The sequence below is a fragment of the Streptomyces sp. NPDC058691 genome, from assembly GCF_042714775.1.
Classification (GTDB): Bacteria; Actinomycetota; Actinomycetes; order Streptomycetales; family Streptomycetaceae; genus Actinacidiphila.
Genome location: NZ_JBHXSO010000013.1, coordinates 55,317 through 72,001, shown reverse-complemented (window position 1 = coordinate 72,001; position 16,685 = coordinate 55,317). Strand labels below are relative to the sequence as shown.

The window sequence follows — 16,685 nt, the reverse complement described above, 5'->3', positions numbered from 1 at the left end:
TCCGTGACAATCCACGTCCCCATCGCTCCGCGAACGTCAGGATTCACCCGCGACACGACGGCGTTCGATGCCAGCCAGCCGGCTCTACTGACCACGCCACCGCCATGCCGCATCCGCGCGGATCTCGAGGTGCGCCATTCCACGAACGAAACGTCGACGGCCGACTCTCCCGCCGCCGGCGCATCGAGGCGTCGAGGCGTCGAGGCGTCGAGGCGTCGAGGCTAGCTCCCCGCAGGGGGCAGTGATCTTGTTGAGCCGGGAAGTGGTTACTCGCCTCCTGGCATCCGTCAACGGGTGAGGTCCTTGATGCGTGCCCGGGTTCATTGGGCCTGGTCGGGTCGGTCGAGGGCGTCAAGCAAGGACGCGGTCAGCTCAAGGTCGGAGATCAAGGGGGCGGTGTGCATGCCGGGATCGGTCTGGGCGAGGCGTTCGCGCAGCGGGATGGCCCGACCGGCGGCGCCGAGAGCTTCCAGGGGACGTGCATCGGCGCGGAGGTAGACAGCGAGATCGTGGTGGAGTTGGGCAAGCCAGAGCAGGTAGGGGTGGTCGGTTTCGTTTTCGATCGGGCCGAGCAGGTCAATGGCGTAGCGGGCCAGATGGATCGCGTCCTTGGTGCCGCCGCAGCGGTGCAGTGCGAGGGCCCCTCGGCAGTGGATCATGGCGCGTGCGTGTGGGTCCTCGGGGACGGCCTTGGCGCTGCGAGTCAGGGACACGATGGCGTCCTCCGCAGCACCGATGTCCAGCTGGGGTCCGCCCATATCGCCAAGAACCATTCCCAGTTGGAGGGGCTCGGTTCCCGGGTGCGTCTCAAGCACGGTGACCGGGACGAAGGGGTCGTCGTCGCCCGCGTCGGCAGCGCGGTCCACAGGCCGATGCGGCACGGCTGGCCTGTTCGGCCTCTTCCGCGCGTCCGACACTGGCCGGGCAGGTGGCCAAGGGGTTGAACGCGACATACAGGCCGCGGCGAGAGGTATCGGCGGCGAGCTGGGTGAGAGTCGTCTACCCCGGCTCCGACCTGGATCACCAGGTGATCCGCCGTGGCGAAAGCATCGACAGCCAGGACTTGTTCATCGGTGGGCTGCAGCATCGTTGAGCGTCGTCGCTCTGTGAGGGCGCCGGTGGCGCGGATTGTTGGTCAGGAGTCGTCTTCATCGATCCGAAAGCCGCGCATCGGCACCGGCGGCAAACCCTCAGGGCGTACGGTTGCACGGCGGCGTAGGTAGGCCAGTTCCCGAATGATCGCCACGTAGTGCGGGACAACTGCTCCCGCCGGTGCCGCGGCACGTGCCAGGTCATGAACCAGGGCTTCCGCGGCCTGTGCGTGGTCGGCATTTCCGGCTTGCTCCCGTCCATCGAGTTCGGCTACGACAGCTGCGGGGGTGCATGGCTCGTTGTGGCGGTGAATCGCGTCCATGGCGCCGTAGAGGTCTTTGTGGACGGGGCTGCTGAAGCACGTGGCGCGAAGGACCATCATCAGGTGACGGGTGTGCCGCCGGTCGTGGAGGTAAGCCGCCAGGACCATGCGTTCGGCGTGCTCATCGCACAGGGCTGGCACGGGCGGAGGCTGGTCGGGGTCAGGAGTGCCGATCAAGATCTTGGACAAAGAGGCCTCCGAAATGGCCAAGAGACGGAAGTTGCTGCTCCGAGTGCTGCAAGAGGGGTGTGGTCGTAGCGGCCGGCCGCTCTACGCAACGCGGGGCAGTCGAGCGGGGTGGTCGTTCGAGGGCGGGCCGTTCACCCCAGACCGTGGCCCGGGGTGGGCAACGGGTCAGGAAGCCGGTCGAGGACGTACCGGCGGTGGCGGTCAGGATGGAAGGGCACCCATTCGGTTCGTACACTGTCCGCGGCCTCGTCGATGACGGCGTGAGTCGGACAGCGCTGCTTGTGCCAGCGCAGCTGCTCGGCATACGGCAGTCCAGTCAGGTCGTAGAGAGCCATGAGCTCCTGGGTTGTGGGAAGCTGATCGTCGGCGGGGTCCAGCAGAGGTTCCAGGGGTTCAAGCCTCCACGTACCTGGGAGAGTTGTTGGCTCCAGGACTGCCCGGCAGCAGCGGCGGCGGGTGCGGGTGTGGGCCACACACTTCACGTCCTTCAGCGGCCCAGGGGCGAGATAGCGCGTGAAGAGCATGCACACGACCGGCCGCACGGGCAGAGGCGGCAGGGGCTCAGTCTCGGGTTGGACTTGCTGTTCAGGTCGGGGGGTGAACAGGCCGGCATCCTGTCGTCGGCGGGAGGTCAGCGCCTGAGTGCGCCGCATCTCTTCCAGTAGCGGGCCGCGGTTGCCCACCGGGCTGGCTGGGCACAGGGCGCGGTGGCGTACGCGGCACCAGTCGCTCCCGTCGTGGGAGGGGTGAGCGACGCCAGAAGCGACATGCCAGCGCTCCGCCGACGGAACATCGCGGGCCGGCAGCTCGCCAGGATGCAGAGGCACAGGAGTACTGCCGGGACGCTGGTACCACTCGACGCGATTCCCGCAGAAATCGCACCAGCCTCCCTGCGCGGCACGCAGCAGCCGGCTCGGGCTGTCCGTGTCGATACGCAGCGTCCTGCGAGGCCGGTAATTCTTCCGACTGCCGTCCCAGACGGAACCGCCATCAGCAAACGAGTTGTTGGTAGAGCGCATGGGCGCAGACGATGACGCCCAACACGCCGCAATATGGACGACCGAGCCGCTGAAGTCACCTCCCCGGCCTCTTCAGATCGCACAACAGTTCGTTCAGCGGGTGCACGCGTTCGCCTCGGATGTGCCAGGCAGCCCACGGCGACCCCGACTGCAGGAACGGGCCGCGGCCTGGCGGTGACCGGCACAACTGTCAGATCCCGGCCCCTCAGACCGGCGACCCATCCACGACGCAGACCACCGCCTTGAGGACCCGGAGCGGCGAGGCCAAACGCCCGGCTCGGCTCAGCCCAGCGGGATCTCGAAGTCGACCACAGTCGTGTCGCCGCGCCTCACGATCGGGTGAGCCACCTCCACGATCCGGCCGTCCTTCGCCACATGTCGCCGGGTGTACCGGAGCACCGGGACACCGGAGCCGATCTTCAACGTCTTGGCTTCGTACTCGGTCGGCATGCCGCAGGTGAAGGACTCCTTGACCAGGATGACCGCGATGCCGAGCGTGCCGAGTTGAGCCCTTGTACCGCCCGGCCAGGGCTCATGGATCGGGTCCGCCACCGGGGTCCCCTCCACATCCGCCCAGCGCAGGTACGAAGTCGACATCTGCGTGGTCACGCTGTTGTCGTAGAAGACGAAGTGGCGGGCAAGCAGCTCCTCCGCCGGCTCGCACTCAAAAAGGGCCGCCAGCTCATGTGTGGCCTCCACGCGCTCGTACAGCTTGTCCAAGCGGTACTCGGACCAGCCGATGCCCTGATCTCGCGTGAAAGGCGTTGAGGGGACTCCGGCCCTGTTTCGGTACCGGTCAGCCGTCAGTCGGTGAATCGGAGGACGCTCCCGAACCCGGGTCCCGGCGCGGGCCCTCGTCTCGATCAGGCCCTCGTTGCGAAGGAGCGCAAGAGCGTTGCGCACAGTGGTCTCGGAGACCTCGTACTCCTCCGCAAGCGCCGGGAGCGTCGGAATCCGATCGCCGATGCCGAACTCCCCTGAGGAGATGCGGTTTCGCAGGTCAGCAGCGATCCGCAGGTATCCCGGCCGTTCCACGCCCCACCACCAATCCGAGTGATCCCGCTTTCTGTGCACACATAATGACCCGCCTCGCTTGACCTTGGCCAACCCCACCCTTCAATCTGTACACAGATACTGCTTATCTGTTGCACAGAAAGTCGTGAGGTCGGGGGACGTGCATGCCCGAAACAGGACGGTCCTGGACCCTGGAGTTCGAGGCGACGCCTGCTCAGGCGCCCTCGGTCCGCCAGTGGGTGGCCTTGCGCCTAAAGCACCCGGACGCCCCTCAGGTCGCCAACGAGCTGTTCGTCTCCGTCCTGGCCGCCGGGAGCCCGAAGGTCGAGATGACCCTGTCGACGGCGGGGGATCGCAATCGCATCACCGCGGTCGGCTCGATTCCCATGTCCGTCCTGCACAGCCACGGGCCCGGTTTCACCATCGTCAGCGGCCTCACGACCCTGTACGGCCTGAACACCGACGGCTGCGGGGTGTGGGCCCAGCTCACCACGGAGGGCAAGACGTGAGCCCCATCACCGAAGTGACCGAGCAGCAGCGTGCGTACAACGCCCTGCTGGACCACCTGGTGCAGCATCTGGACTGTGTCCCGGGCTGCACCGAGGGCGACGCCCTCCGCCAAACCGAGCGGGAGGCGCGATGACCCGATGCGCGCGGGGCGAGCACGAGTTCCCGATCGAGGACGAGAGCGGCGCCTACTGCGAGGAGCACGGCGTGGCACTGGAGTGGACACGCCGATGGAGCACCCCCTCCCCCACCGAGAGAGACGCCCATGGACAGCTCGGCGGTCCCGTGGATCCGGGACCCGCATCGCTGGCCCAGCGGAGTCGCTGAGCCGTATCGACGCGGTCACCGAATACCACGACTGCACCGGTCCGGTATGCAGAGCGAACACGGCCTCATGATGTGCGGCCGCTCTCGTGATCGAAGCCACCACTGCGTGACGTCGATCAGCCCGGGGCGGTGAGACCCCTGACCTCGGCGCGAGTGCACGCTTCGCGCAGCGGCCCCTGCCAGCCAGGGCGGAAGCCCGCACTCCCGCCCCGTCACCGGTCCCCACTTCAGCGGAACTGGCGATCTACGAGCGACGAACGCCACCACAAATAAGAAGGAGGTCCAGTTCATGCGACATGGCACAGGACCTGTTCAGATGCCGCGCACATGGACTATGGAGGTCCGGCCGCGGAAGTCCGCGACGATCATGTTGTGTCGATCGTGCGGCAGGCTTCCCGATACGTGGGGCACTGCATCTACGCGTGCGTCCGTGGTTGCCCACCTGGTCGAGCACGTCCGCGGCGAGCCGCTCGCGACTTACTTGCGAACCTGTCGATGCGGGCAGCACGGCTGCCGCTGGCACCCGCGTCACCGCGGGTGCAACGGCCCGGTCCTCCTGGTCCTGGCGCACTGCGAGGGCGGCCGGATCTGGCGCCTCGCCGACATGTGTCACGCATGCGCCACAGCCACACGGCATGCCGCGACCGTGCCCGAACCCCGCCCTGCCCTCACCGTGGGCCGGACGCCTTCCGGTAGCGACGAAACACCCGGCGAGGACACCGAGTCGATCCATCCCGCATTCTGGACCAGCAGCGCCCTCGAGTACGAAATGTACTGGCCCGACGCCACAGTGCCCGGCTGAATCCCACGCCCACCACTGCTCAACGCCTTTACCACAGCGGCCATTACCGGCGTCCTGAACCAGCAACGAGAGCCCACCCGCCGACACCCTTACTCCACCGTCGCCAAGAACGAGCACCAGTATCCGAATCAGTCCGGACTGTTCCTGCAGGGGCGTCGCCCCCTGCGGCGTGCTCACCATCCCAGTGCAGTGGATCGCCCAGACCCGCCCCGGCTGCCAGATCCTCGCCCCCCTGTCCGGCTGGATGCACTCTTCGGAACTGGCCCGCCTCACCGTCCACGACGACGGCAACGCGACCGGACGGCTCCTGGGCGGGCAGGTCTCCTTCATGCTCGCCCGCCCCCACCAGCCCCCACCCCTGGGCATGCTCCCCAACACCGACAGCGGCACCGAACGCGACACCACGATCGACGCCAGCATCCTGGACGACTGGACGGCCCGGTTCGTCGCCCAGACCGCCGCACCCGCAGCGCAGCGCCTCGACCTCGGCGGCGGAGGCCAGTTGCTCCTGGACACCGACGCCGGAAGCTGGGCCTGCTCCAGCCCTACCAGCGCGGCTGGCGGGTCCGGCAAGGCGGCCCCGAACGCCTCTGGGAACCCATCGAAGACCACCTCCAACGGTGGCGCCACGACGGATCCCCCAGCCAGGATCAGTTCCGCATCACCATCACCCCCGACGGGCACCACACCTACACCTGGCCCCACGCCCGCTGACACAGCGGATCAGGGCCAGCCGTGCCCTGGGGAGCGCGCCGGCGGCAGTCGGTGCGCGGCCCTACGACCCTCGCCCCACACCATGCACCGCAGCCCCAGGGGACCCGGGCAAGGGCTGCCGCTCCCCCGCGGCGTGCGGCGGTGCAGACGGAGGAGGACAGGCGGCCTGGAGCGTGTCCCCCGGGTGATCACCACTGCTCGGGATCCTGCTTGAGGAGGCGCTGCAGGCGCTGCGCACGACGTTGTCCGATGTGCAGCTGCGTCTGAAGTTGTCGCAGCGACACGCCCTTCGATGCGTTGCGGCCGCTGCCGACGCGGACGGCTGCGTCGAGGCGGCGTGCCTCCTCCAGGAGTTCGTCGCTATCCAGGTCGGGCCGGACTCCTCTCGCATCCGTATCCGCGTCCGGGGCGGGTGCCTTGGTGCGCGGCTGCGCATCCGCCCCGTCATCGTGTGCATCCGGCTGCGCATCTGTCCTGTGGTGATGTGCATTCGGCTGCGCATCCGCTGAAGCTGGCTGGGTCGGGATGCGGGCGTGTACGGCTTCGGTCCGACGCGGGTCTGCAACGGCCGGATACGGGCCGGGCGTGTCCGCGCCGAGGACCAGTTCCTGCTTCTCCCCGGCTTTGCTGCCCGGGTTGCAGGCCGATGCCCCGCTGGCAGCGGAAGGGGTGAAGGGGTGTGCGGCCTCGCCCGCCGTTCCAGCCGTCGTGGCGGCCCTGTCCGTCTGTTGTGGTTTCCACCAGGGAAAAGCCCGGCGCAGTGCCTCTTTCCAGGTCGGGGGCATCTCCATGGTGGTGAGGTCGCCTGCGGTCCGCCGGACAGCAAGCAGACGAAGCATTTTCTCGCCCTGCTCGGGATCCTCCCCGACGCCGGCGCGGGCGACGGCGGCCCCAAGTCGCCTGTTCCTGACGCTTTCCAACCATTGGGCGGGCTTCGGCAACGACGCAAGGCGCACCGCCTTGTGGGTGGCCCGGTCGCGTGTGATCTGTTCGGCGTCGCGGCCGCGGTCGGCCAGGCCGAGGCGGGAGAGCAGGCGCTCGCGGAGTTCACGCAGGAGCACGGCGGGGACGCTGTCGGACAGGGCGCCGGGTTTGGCGTGCCACAGGTCCAGGCCGAGCGCGAGGTGGCACAGGAAGGCGGCCAGGACCGGTCCGACGAAGGCGCGGACGGTGCCTCCCCAGATGTCGGGGCTCTCGGTGTAGGCGGGGACCACCTGGACGGTGGTGATCAGCCACACCAGCATCCCGGGCGCTCCGGGCTTGTTCTTGTAGTGCATGTTGCTGCGTGCCATGAGTGCGCAGCCAAATAGGGCGAGTTCGGCGGCGAAGAACAGGAAGCTCCGCTCGCGCAGGGAATGCATCTCCAGGTGCTCCTCGGCGAACCGCCAGGAGGTGTCACCGCTGTAAGCGGTGCACCCGGCGGCGGCGAGTGCGGCCACCACGACAGCGGCCGGATGCCGCTTGCTCTTCTTGCGTTTCTTTTTTCTGGTGGTCTTCCGCTTGGCGCCCGCCTGGCTGCGCCTGCCGCTGCTGGGCTGCGCATCCGGGGACGGCGGCTGCGCAGCCGCGGCGTGCAGCCGGCGGTGCCAGGAGACTCCGGCCAGGACCATCGTGACAAGTTGCGCGAGGACGATCAGGACGCCGGCCGTGTGCAGGGGGTGCAGGCGCAGCCAGTTGAGCAGGTTGTTCACCGCACACTCCTCGGCCAGATGTGCGGACGGGTGGCGGACCATGTGGTGAGGCGGGGATGGGCGCGATGGGCACCCGGGAGGCGGATCGCTGCCTGACGGCAGTGGCCATCGTCGGCGGAGGCAAGGGTTTCGGAGGTCGTTTTCACCTCAGCAGTGCACCAACCACACCAGAGGCCGGACGTCGGTGCTGCAGCCGCGTCCCAAGCCCCGCAACACGGATTGGGAGAACGTCCCGCTCGACGCAATCGGGCACCCGCACCCCCACACTGCCGGTCCCCCTTCACCAAGCCGACACCAAGCCGCGACCACCGGCGACGAGACGCAGGGTTCCGCAGCCGGGGCACGCCACCAACGGCGACCACCACAGGAAGCCGGAAACCCGCACGATGACACCGCAACCCTCACCCCTTCAGCCCGGTTCCGGCTCCGCACCCCAGCGTCGGCAGTAAGGGTGAAGACAACGGTCGGCCAGCGCGCGGGGTTATGGACGCCGTCCCGGGGTCGGGGGTGTGTCAGGCCCCTGCGCCCCGGGTGGTGGGCCCGGCGGCCAGGGCGCGGGCTGCTGCGGAGAGGAGCCGGCGGTGCGGGCTGCGCTGCGCCGGCGCAGGGCGTCCAGGCGGGCCTGAACGCGGGTGTGGGTGTAGCGGTTGCGGGCGTCGGTCAGGTGCTCCCATTCCCGGGCGCTGTCATCGGTGGGGCGGGGGCCGAGGATGTCCACGCCGGTGTGGTTTCGGCGTTGGCGGTAGTCGGTGATGGCGGCGATGAGGCGGGTGTAGTCGTACAGCTCCCCGGAGTTGCCGGGATCCGGTGCCGGGATGCTGTCCATCCAGGGTTCAGGGGCGGGCTCGCCGGTGAGGGCGGCGGCCAGGGCACGGCGGGCCAGCGCAGCGTGGACGGTGTAGGCGGCGCGGCTGGCGGTCACACCGTCACGGTCGGCGGAGGCTGGGGGTGCGGGCGGCGGTGTGGGGTGCGGGGGCTGGGTCGGAGCGGGGATGGGCGGCAGGCTGAGGGGCGGTGCAGGCGGTGGGGGCGGCACCACCGGGGCCGCGACGTTGGGCGGCGGCGCAGGAACCTTGGATGGCGGGATCGGCGGTGGGGGCAGCGGGGTGGGGACCGGGGCGGCGGGTGGTCTGCAGGGCCGGGCGGGGGGTGCGGGCAGCAGCGCCGGGGCCCACACCCCTGGGGGTTGGGTGCGGGCGGGAAGCCGGGCGGGGGTCAGAGCGCGGATGCGGGAGGTCATGGCGTCCCAGGCGGCCCCGTCGTCGGGGTTGTCCGGGCGTGGGCCGAGACCGGGCCCCGTGGTGATGGCGTGGCGGGTGCGCCACAGTTCGGTCAGGGCGCAGGTCAGCTCCCAGGCGGTGCGGCGCTCAATGGATTCGGCGGGTGGGGGCGGGCCCAGCGGCCGCGTCCAGGTCGGGGGCGACCCGGCGAGGGTGCGGCCGCGTCGTGCCAGGGCCCAGGCGAGGATGCGGTGACGTGTCGCCAGGTGATGGCGCCAATGGGCGGGGGTGTCGGGGTGGTCCTGTGCGGTGCGGTCGGCGACCCAGTCCGGTATGTCGGCCGGGTACGAGGGCCGTTGCACGCCCCGGTCCGGCGTCCCCGAGCGGCGGAGGAGTTCTGCGTTGAAGGCGTCGGTGAGTGCATCGGCGCCGGTGAGGACGGTGCGGGCGTGGCGGAGCCGCTGGTCGGTCTCGAAGGCGCGGATGCGGTGGTGGCGGCGTATCGCGGCCAGCGAGGACTGTGACAGGTGCGGGGTGCGCTCACGTTGCCAGTCCTCGCGCGCCGCGTCCAGCCAGAGCAGGGCGCAGCGCAGGGCGTCCTCGGCGGTCAGCGCGGCAACGGTGTTCGAGGCGGCAGGCGACAAGGCGGTGCCGGTGCGTTCGGCATCACGGCAGACGGCGCCGACCGTGGCCAGGTGGGTGTCGAGTTCGGTGCGGGAGAGCGGGCCGTAGGGGCGATGCGGCCAGGCCGGATGGGTGCGACCACCGCGGGTGGTAACCGGGACCGGCAGCATGCCGGCGGCGGCGTCAGCGGCCTGCAGTTCACTGTGGGCGGCCGCACGCAACGAGGCGGCCCTGGCCATGAGGGCGTGCAGCCGGTACGACGGCACCACGGCCAGCCCACCAGCAGCGGCCGAGGAGGCCGCAACGGCTTCTGGAGCTGCCGAGGTGGCGGCTGGGGCCTGCCCGGCCGGGCCCGTCACGCCGGCCCGCTCGGCTCGCGCGGCACGCGCCAGGCGGAGCAGGCGCCCGGCAAGGCCCGAGCCGCCCGTGGCGCCCCCGCCGTCCTCCGTGGCGTCCCGGCCGTCATCGGCGGCGTCCGGGCCGTCGGCGGCGTCCGGGCCGTCGGTGGCGTCCAGGTCGTCGCCGGTGGTGGCCAAACCGTCGGTGGCGCCTTGGCCGTCGGTGGTGTCCGGGCCGGGCCGTGTGGTGGCCTGCGCGAGCAGGCGGGGCAGGTCGGATCCGGTGCGTTCGGCATCCAACAGCGCGCGGGCAAGGGCGGGGAAGGTGTCCGCGGCCAGCACCACGGCGGCCTGGTCCGCGCCCAGCGCCTGCTCCAGGAGAAGCGACAGGCGGGCGGTGGAGGCCTGGGCTGCGGCATCCGCGTACTGCTCGGCCAGCGTGGCCGGGTCGATGGCCCGCTGCTGCAGTTCGGCGTTGGTCTCGGTCGCCGACACCTGCGTGCCGCGCCGGGCCGCGATCATCTCCAGCACCCCCGGAACGTCCTGGCCGTCATGATCAAGGGCCAGGTAGAGGCGGTTGGTGTGCCGGCCGCGGGTCAGCTGCACGTAGACGCCCTCGCGGGTGGAAGCGGGCGTTGCCAGGGCGTGGGAGGTGTCGACGGTCATTCCCTGGGCGCGGTGGATGGTGGAGGCGTAGCCGAGCTCGCAGTGCGCGGCCACATAGCCGGCGGTCAGACGCGTACGGCCGTGATGGCCGGTGTGGCGGACGAGGAGAGCACCGCCGGGCTCGATGGTTTGGACGGTCCAGGTGTCGCCGTTCTTGACGAAGTCGAGTCCGCCGCGCACGGTTCGGCGGCGGTCGTTGCGGCGGGTGACGATGACGTCGCCGACATGCGCCCGCAACCCCCCACGCAGCGCTGCGGAGTGGCCGGGCGTAACGGTGCCGCGGGCAACGTGCCAGGCCTGTGCCCGGGCGTTGAGCGCGGAAACGGTGGCGGTGTCGGCGGCTGTCATCACCGTGCTGCGCCCAGCCGTGGTGTCCTTGGCCCACGCGGCGAGCACGGCTTGTTGCATCGCATTCGCGGTGCCGGCGGTGATACGGCCGCGGTCCCGGTACCAGGCGAACGCCTCCCCGGCGGCGTCGCCGTCACGCAACACCAACGAGGCCTCGCCCTCACCACCGGTGCGGAAGCGGTGCAGCCGGTCCAGTTCGACCACTCCCCCGCCCGAGGTGATCAGGCGCAGCGCGCCACCGGACTCGACCGCGGCCAGCTGGCAGGTATCCCCCAGCAGACGCACCACCGCCCCGGCCGCGGCGGCATCGGCCACCACCTGGTCCAGCAAACGGGTACCGGCCATACCGGCCTCGTCAACCAGCACCACATCACCCGGCCGCAGGCCGAAAGCCTCCCCCACCAGGGCACCTTGGGCGGCCAGCTCACGCCCACGCAGCCAGGAATGCAGGGTGTGCCCGGGCCGGCCCAGTTCGGCCCCGAGGACGGCGGCGGCGCGAGCGGACGGCGCGAGCGGGATCAGCCGACCACCGGCCGCGTCCACCGCGCAGGCCAGCAACCGCATCGCGGTGGTCTTCCCCGACCCGGCCGGGCCGATGCCGGCCAGCAGCAGCCTGTCAGACACCGCGAACGACGCCGCCAGCTCACGCTGCCCCGCATCCAGCCCGCCGCCGTGCTGCGCGGCGACGCGGGCGAACACCTCCCGCCCGACCGGCGCCACCACGCTCGCCCCAGCGGCGGCCAGCAGCCGCTCCTCGGCCGCCAGGAGCGAGGCGGTGGTGTAGGTACGGGACCCGATCGCCAGGTAGACAGTCTCCCCGTCCGCGCGCGTCAGTTCCGGAAGCCCAGCGTGAAGGTCAGGCGCCGTGACCTCCACGCACTCCGCATCGGCCAGAACCCGGTCGGCGATCGCATCAGCGGCACCAGGCGGCGCGGTCGCCCCGGCCAGCGTGCGCATCAGATATCGGCGAGCCTCCGCCAGCACATGCCGGCGCCGGAAGGTGGTGCGGTGCGCGACGACTTCGGCGAGCACCTCAGCCGCCGCCGCGGCAACATCCACCTCCACCACACGCTGCCCGCCCGGCCCACACCCCGGACCAGCAGCTTCGTGACCGGCGGTGCGCCCGGAAGCCGCCTCAGGGACGGCAGCGGCCCCGGCGGCAGCTTCCTCACCGGCGCCGCGCCCTGTGGTGGCCTTACGGGCGGCGGCCTGCGCCGCCGGCAGCACACCGTCTACCGTCGCCTGGTCCGTGGCGGCAATCGCCCGCCGCCGCCAGTCGGCGAGCAGGTCGTCCAGGGAACGCGCTGTGCGCTTGGGCTGTCTGGTGGAGATCCGGGCCCGTTCCTGCAGCCCCTTGCGGGCAGCCAGACCGGGCTGCCGGCCATGACGGTGCCGGTAGTCCGCCTCCAGTTCCTCAACCACCTCCCGTATCGCTGCGGCGCGTTGCGAGAACAGCTTCCGCAGCCGCGCGTCGATGCCCATGACCTGCATCACCGGGCGCTGCCCGGCCGTCACTTCCACCGGCTCGGTCCGCAACCCCAACCGCTCACAAAGCAGTTCCAGGGCCCGCTGATTGAACAACTCCGACGCTGAAACGACCTCCCGGAACAGCAGGCGGGCATCGAGGTTCTGCCACTTCCCGTCCGGGCCCTGGACGCGGGGGCTGATCACGACATGCTCGTGCAGCATCGGGTCCCCAGCCCGGGACTCGTAATGCAGATACACCGTCGCCAAAACCCCAGGCTTCGCCCGCAGCTGTGCCGGCCCGCCGGCCCCTCTCCGCACCGCCAGCGCATGATCCTCGATCCACGCGACCGTCTCGGTCCTGGCCTGCCGCAGCACCTCCAGCACGACCTGGCGCACCTGCTCGTCGCCCAGCGCGAACAGCAGCGACAACTCCTCGCACGAAAACGTCAGGTCGAAGCCGGTACGGGCCTGCCGCCTGCGGCCGGTGCGGGCGGCCAGGAACCGGGCGAGTTCCTTCCCGTCATCCGGCGCCCGCCCCATCTCGGCGCGGAACGCCTGAGCGACCACCCTCATCTTCAGGTTCTTGGCCTCGGCCGGAGTCAGCGGCCGGCACAGCCGCTCGCTCACGTGCTGCAGCACCTGCTCGATCTGCCGGTCCAGCGGCGACCCTTCCGCAAGGTTGGGTATCGCAGGGCCCAGCTTGGCCGCCTCCCACGCCTGCTTCTTCGTCGCGCCCGCCCGCGTCTCACGCGCCAGGATCGCCTCGGCGTCCGGGTGCATCCCCAGCCCGAACAGCGCCCGCATCTGGGGCTCGCTCACCTCACCGGCAAGCCCCAGCACCGCCGCCGCCCGCCCGTGCCACTCCCCCGTCGGCACCCCAGGAACGCTTGAGGACACCGCGACCGCGACCCCGCCACCGCGCGCCCCATCGCACTTGGCGATGTTGTTTTGGTAATAGGCGTATCCAGCAGCGGAGATGCCCTGCGTCGTCATGGTCACCACGCCACGGCACCACAGCAAACACAGCACGCTGCGTCCCAGCCAGCCGGCCTCCCACACCCCGGTCAACGATCACGCGTGGCGTACCGCCCCACGGGACCAGCCCCACCCGCCACCACCCCGGCCCCCACCAGTGCCAGAGGTGCGAACAACACCAGCCCTCACCCAGCCGGAGTGCCGTCCTCGAGGGGCGACCCTTCGGCTGTCTGGCACCCCTGGCGGCGGTGTCAGCCGGGCGACACCTGCTGTTGGGGTCAGCTCTGCACGCACCGTCAGGACGTAACAGGCCAAGGACGTTTGTGTCCATACGCATTCTCATCCAACTCGCGTGACCTGCGGCGAAAGTAGTTCCTGCCACCGGGCGTCACACCCAAGACATCCTTCACAGCTGCACCTGCAGGGCAGCTGTTTGGGCCGGGGATGTGCCGTCGCCCGCTCGACTTACCCACCGCAGGAGAAATCATGAAGCTGAGCCATGCCATCCGCCGTACCACCGCCGCCGCCGTCGCCGTCAGCGCGATGTCCCTCGGCTTGGTCGCGACCACCGCCGGAGCCGCGCATGCCGTTGCCTCGTGCACCGGTGACGTGTCGATGTACGGCACGCTGTCCGACGGCCGGCTGACGTACACGCAGATCGAGCCGAATACCGGCGACCGCGTCAAGACGCTCATCGGCCCGAATCTCGGCTTCACGCCCAAGGCGATGGCGGCCCTCAACTTCAACACGGTCCTGGTCACTTCGACCACCGGCGACCTCTACCGGGTCGACGTGCAGACGAACAACACATCTCTCACGGTCGCGGGTGTCGTCAAGATCTGGGACGGTGGCTGGACCTTCGACAAGTTGGTCTACGACGGCGCTGGTCACCTCTATGGGACGGTCGACGGCCAGCTCCACCAGTATCTGGTGTCACAGCCCAAGCCCGCAGGGTCGGCCCACATAGGCCAGCACGTCGTGATCGACACCGGCTTCGTCCTCAAGACGCTCGCCGCCGCGGGCGACGACCGCATCATCGCCTCGACCTCGGACGGCCGACTGCTCAGCTACAAGATCAACGGAGTGAACGACTGGGACAGTTCGGTCCTGAAGTCGAGCGGCTGGTCGGCTGTGGACTCGCTCTCCTCGCCGGGTGGCGGCCTCTACTACGGCCGCACCAACGGCGGCATGTACTGGTATCACGACTCGGACCCGACCGACGGTGACGGCAGCGACATCGCGTACCACTCCGACGACCCGGTGGACGCGTCAGGCTGGACCCAGAGCCTGCTGTCGACCTACGCGAACAACTGCGCCTACGTGGCGCCGGCCCCGCCGCAGTCCGTACAGGGCGGCACGATCTACCGCAACGAGGTCATCGCCCGAGCCAAGAACTGGTACAACCGCAACATCCAGTACAGCCAGAGCGCCTACGCCACCGACGTCGACGGCGACCACACCTACCGCACCGACTGCTCCGGCTTCGTCTCCATGACCTGGCACCTCACCACCTCGCTCACGACCGAGACCCTCCCCAGCGTGAGCACCCAGATCAACAAGGCCGACCTCAAGCCCGGTGACGCGCTCAACGACTACTCCGACCACGCCGTCCTCTTCGCGGGCTGGAAGAACCAGGACGCCGGCACCTTCTACTACTATGCCGAGGGCAGCACGGCCACGGACATGAACTACTCGACCGCGAACGTCTACAGCGGCGACATCGGCGGCCACCCGGCCTCGTCCTACGTCGCCCTGCGCTACAAGAAGATCGCCTGACGCCCCACCCGACGCCTCGATGGCCCCGCCGATCCCTCGGGTTCTAATGAACGTCGCAACACCCGACGTCCGGGTGAGCGATGAAGGACAACAGAAGCACTGTCGGGGGGCGCCCGAACGGCAAGAGGGTGCCCCCCCGAGGTCCCACACCAGGGCAGGGGTCGCGGCGCCGATGTCGGTCGGCACCGCCGGGGCCAGGTTCCGCGCCCACTGGATGCGCACCCCGAGCGGGGTGAACACGTCCTGCACGTCGGCGGTGGACACCTCGTCAATGCTGACGCCGTTGCGGCGGGCGACGTCGGCGAGGAACAGGTTCCGCGACCACCACGGGAACACGACCTCCAGGGAGATCGAGTCACAGAACGAGTGCCGCTCGATCATGTCGGCGGCCTGGAGCGACGCCACGGCGGCGAACACCGCGCTGACCGCGCCGAACGTCGCGGCGATGGTGACGGGGGTCGCGGCGTCGACGGCCTGCGCGAACAGGACCGACCGCAGCCGGATCTCGTGGGCGACCATCGCGTTCCGCAGGTACCACGACACCAGCTCGGGGAAGTGGCGCTGCGTCAGGATGCCGGCCTCCAGGCAGACACCGACCGCGTCACAGCGGGCCTCGACCGGGTCCGGGCAGGGGATCTTGAAGCAGGGCTTCGTCGCGCCGGAGATGTCGTCGGCCTCGGTGTGGACCCACGTCATCGCCGCGACGTCCAGCGACGGCGTCTTGTAGTAGCGCAGCCCGCCGCGTGCGAGCTGGATCTCGGGGGCGTCCCACAGCATGTCGGCGCAGGCCACGTCGGTCAGCTCGTACACCGTCTCCGACGGGGCGCACCAGCCGCCGGACGCCACCAGGTCGCCTTGGGGCAGCCGTCGCTGATTCGAGGCGCGCAGTGCCACCTCGGTGCCCTCCGGGGCCGACGACGAGTCGGTGACGATCAGGTCGGCCGGCCACGGGTGCCGGTAGGAGATGACCTGGCCAACGCCGCCGCCCGCGGTCTTGAGGGCGTTGGCGCGGGAGATGATGCCGGCCGTGATCTGGTCGAACTGGAGCGGGCTGCCCGGGGTGTAGCCGGGGACGTCGACCGCCGCGGTGATGGATGTGCGAGGGGCGGGCGGCTCGGGCAGGGCGCGCGGCTGACGCTGCCGCACTCCGGACAGGTTCAGGGTGCGGCGCGCGGAGGCGGTCTGCGCAGGCGCCGGGGCAGCGGGCGCCGGGGCCGGCTCGGGCTCGGCCGGAGCAGCAGGGGCAGCCGGCTCGACGGCCGCGGTGGCCGGCTCGGGCTCCTCGCCGGCGCCGTCGTCGCCGCGGATCTGCGCGGCAAGCGACTCGATCTCGGCGGCGGCCTCTTCGGCGGCCAGGGCGCGGGCGGCCTGCTTGGTACGGATGGCCTCGACGTCGCCCGCCAGCTCACGCATGCGGACCAGGCCGTCGGGGGTGACGTTGTCGGCGGACGAGAGGGCGTCGAAGGCGGCGCGGGCGCCGTCAAGGGCTTCGGACAGCTCATCCTCGTTGAGGGTGGTCAGGTCCTCGGGGAGCTCGAACTCTGCAGCCATGGGACGGATCTCCAGTGATCGATTGGAGACCCGGCCCACAACC

10 protein-coding genes and 2 pseudogenes are annotated in these 16,685 nt (G+C 70.3%); 4 read left to right on the top strand and 8 right to left on the bottom strand.

Annotation, left to right across the window (positions count from 1 at the left end; all coding sequences use genetic code 11):
• Window positions 1-320: 320 nt before the first annotated feature.
• From ACFWVC_RS11920 to ACFWVC_RS11900, 5 genes and pseudogenes are all read right to left on the bottom strand, one after another.
• A complete protein-coding gene (locus ACFWVC_RS11920; protein ID WP_384282690.1) occupies window positions 321-866 on the bottom strand; it encodes a hypothetical protein in 546 nt (181 codons plus the stop codon).
• A gap of 269 nt (window positions 867-1,135) precedes the next feature.
• The gene (locus ACFWVC_RS11915) at window positions 1,136-1,603 is read right to left on the bottom strand and encodes a DnaB-like helicase N-terminal domain-containing protein (RefSeq protein WP_384282685.1); all 468 of its coding nucleotides are present in this window, start codon (window positions 1,601-1,603) and stop codon (window positions 1,136-1,138) included.
• Window positions 1,604-1,734: 131 nt separating this feature from the next.
• On the bottom strand, window positions 1,735-1,938 hold the full coding sequence (locus ACFWVC_RS11910) for a hypothetical protein (RefSeq protein WP_384282892.1): 204 nt from the start codon (window positions 1,936-1,938) through the stop codon (window positions 1,735-1,737).
• A 288-nt stretch (window positions 1,939-2,226) separates the two neighbouring features.
• Window positions 2,227-2,622: pseudogene (locus ACFWVC_RS11905) on the bottom strand (DUF6083 domain-containing protein); the annotation flags it as partial.
• 282 nt (window positions 2,623-2,904) lie between these two features.
• Window positions 2,905-3,657, bottom strand: a complete 753-nt coding sequence (locus ACFWVC_RS11900) for a GntR family transcriptional regulator (protein WP_384282681.1) — start codon at window positions 3,655-3,657, stop codon at window positions 2,905-2,907.
• Between the two features lie 143 nt (window positions 3,658-3,800).
• Here ACFWVC_RS11900 and ACFWVC_RS11895 point away from each other — a divergent pair, with 143 nt between their 5' ends.
• Genes ACFWVC_RS11895 through ACFWVC_RS11885 form a run of 3 tightly spaced genes read left to right on the top strand, consistent with a single transcriptional unit; the run spans window position 3,801 to window position 4,470 of the window.
• Entirely contained in the window at window positions 3,801-4,145 is a 345-nt protein-coding gene (locus tag ACFWVC_RS11895; protein WP_384282677.1) for a hypothetical protein, read from the top strand.
• Window positions 4,142-4,279, top strand: a complete 138-nt coding sequence (locus ACFWVC_RS11890; RefSeq protein ID WP_384282671.1) for a hypothetical protein — start codon at window positions 4,142-4,144, stop codon at window positions 4,277-4,279. Before ACFWVC_RS11895 ends, ACFWVC_RS11890 begins: the two co-directional genes overlap by 4 nt.
• Window positions 4,276-4,470, top strand: a complete 195-nt coding sequence (locus ACFWVC_RS11885; RefSeq protein ID WP_384282666.1) for a hypothetical protein — start codon at window positions 4,276-4,278, stop codon at window positions 4,468-4,470. The genes ACFWVC_RS11890 and ACFWVC_RS11885 overlap by 4 nt, the downstream gene beginning before the upstream one ends.
• A 1,704-nt stretch (window positions 4,471-6,174) precedes the next feature.
• Here the strand turns inward: ACFWVC_RS11885 and ACFWVC_RS11880 are convergent.
• Window positions 6,175-7,677 carry a hypothetical protein gene (locus tag ACFWVC_RS11880; protein ID WP_384282660.1) on the bottom strand — a complete coding sequence of 501 codons (1,503 nt, stop codon included), beginning with the start codon at window positions 7,675-7,677 and terminating at the stop codon, window positions 6,175-6,177.
• A 481-nt stretch (window positions 7,678-8,158) separates the two neighbouring features.
• Window positions 8,159-13,333 (bottom strand): MobF family relaxase, encoded by a 5,175-nt coding sequence (gene mobF / locus ACFWVC_RS11875; protein WP_384282881.1) that lies wholly within the window; start codon window positions 13,331-13,333, stop codon window positions 8,159-8,161.
• A gap of 468 nt (window positions 13,334-13,801) precedes the next feature.
• Here mobF and ACFWVC_RS11870 point away from each other — a divergent pair, with 468 nt between their 5' ends.
• The gene (locus ACFWVC_RS11870; RefSeq protein WP_384282655.1) at window positions 13,802-15,091 is read left to right on the top strand and encodes a tachylectin-related carbohydrate-binding protein; all 1,290 of its coding nucleotides are present in this window, start codon (window positions 13,802-13,804) and stop codon (window positions 15,089-15,091) included.
• Window positions 15,092-15,295: 204 nt separating this feature from the next.
• On the opposite strand, the pseudogene ACFWVC_RS11865 reads toward ACFWVC_RS11870, so the two are convergent.
• Window positions 15,296-16,642, bottom strand: a pseudogene (locus ACFWVC_RS11865) (major capsid protein); the annotation flags it as partial.
• Window positions 16,643-16,685: the final 43 nt, after the last annotated feature.